The organism is Paenibacillus sp. CECT 9249 (assembly GCF_918697855.1).
Taxonomy (GTDB): domain Bacteria; phylum Bacillota; class Bacilli; order Paenibacillales; family Paenibacillaceae; genus MSJ-34.
Window position 1 is genome coordinate 1 of record NZ_CAKKLI010000103.1, and the last position, 1,584, is coordinate 1,584.

At 48.9% G+C, this 1,584-nt stretch carries 1 protein-coding gene; it reads right to left on the reverse strand.

The annotated features are described in order from the left end of the window. Positions 1–174 precede the first annotated feature (174 nt). Positions 175–1,476 carry an IS1380 family transposase gene (locus LQ229_RS26890; protein ID WP_216541464.1) on the reverse strand — a complete coding sequence of 434 codons (1,302 nt, stop codon included), beginning with the start codon at positions 1,474–1,476 and terminating at the stop codon, positions 175–177. Positions 1,477–1,584: the final 108 nt, after the last annotated feature.

Sequence of the window (1,584 nt, forward strand, 5' to 3'; positions counted from 1 at the left end):
CCTAAATTTCGAAAGCCCGTAATATCAAACACTGAATATAGTGGATCTGCCTCGCGGACTGTAAAAAAGTGGAGGTTTCCCAGTTCGTTCGGTTCAAGTCAACATTATGTGGATACACTTTCCCCCTCCCCAATGAAGAGGCTGCGATTTCTTCCATGTTAAATTTAGGGGTTTTCATTCCAAAAGTGCGATCCTGGCTTCAATTCGTTGCCATGCATACCGGTTTACAAAGTCTTTTGCCAGCTTGAGAATGATGTTGCGGCTATGGCGAATAATCGTTGCTGCGCAGTGGAAGAACTCTAATCGGAACCGAGCGATTGTGTAACCTTGATGTACCGGTTCGCAGCAACTTCGCTTGAATCGCTCGAACAAATTGTAGGCGAGTAATTTGATCAGCAAGTCGAGTTCATTCGCCTCAAATTCGCTCGTCGCAATTCTATCAATGGAGAAGCCGTTCTTCGCTTCCTTGATATAGTTCTCCATGCAACAGCGTTGGTTGTAGAAGCGCCACAGATCAAGCGGCTCCCATTCGAGGTTGGTGACGATCGCTTCGTATTGCCAGTCCGAATCGAACACCATGCGGGTCTGGCCATCATCAACGATGTGTGCCTTGCGAATAATGGCTACGCGGCGCGGCTTCTCCCAAGATGTCGCTTTGTAGATGATCGTAATCCCTTCGATGATCCAGTCTTCATCGACGAATCGTTTCCAGTACCGGCAGGCTGCGACTTGTTCTGCAAGGCGCTTTGTCCATTTCAACTTTCCGACGTAACCGATTCCTTTGCCTTCCCACAGGCCGTAGAAATCTTCACCGCCGAAGCCCTTATCGAACCTCGCGTACTTCACCGGATGCTCCCTCAGCAGTTCGAAGGTTTGGTGAAGAAAAGCTGACGCATCCGTGGAGGAGTGCGTATTGCCCGAACGTAGAACGGCATTCAAACATAGACGAGACTGTCCTTCGAAGGCCAGCAAAGGATGATAACTCTTACGGCCGGGCTTATGCGGGTTCGTGCCTTTAGCCGCTCCGCCCTGATCGCCATATACGGTTTCAACGGTGGAGTCAAGGTCCAGAATGAGAGCCTCTGGTAAACAAGGTCCAATGATTTCCTGATTGAGCGACCGCAATTCGGGCAACAGTTTCGGGTGCGATTTGCTAAGACGCGACAACTCTTTGTATAACAGCGAATGGTGCGGACAGCGTCCACCGAGAAACCGCTTTAGAAGCGAGTCTTGCTGTAGCTTGCGGAAATGGAAGAGGCGTTCGCAGCCGAGCATCCAGCCGACGACGAGATAAAGCAGAATACGGTAGACGGGGAACAGCGAGTTGTTTGCTTTCATGCATGACAGCCTTTGTAAAGCAGCGGCAAACTTGATTTTTTCGAGGTATTCCAGGAAGATTTTGATGCCGCCGAAACTGGTCGCGTTTTGTAAGGAAAATTCGGTCTTGATTTTGCTGATGGGTGTGGTAGACTTCACCTAAAAGGTGCTCCTCTCTTTGGGTGTAGTGTTCTCGACAAACACCATTCTACCAAAGATTTGGGCACTTTTTTATGTTTTCAATGAACGGTACTTTCGAAATTTAGG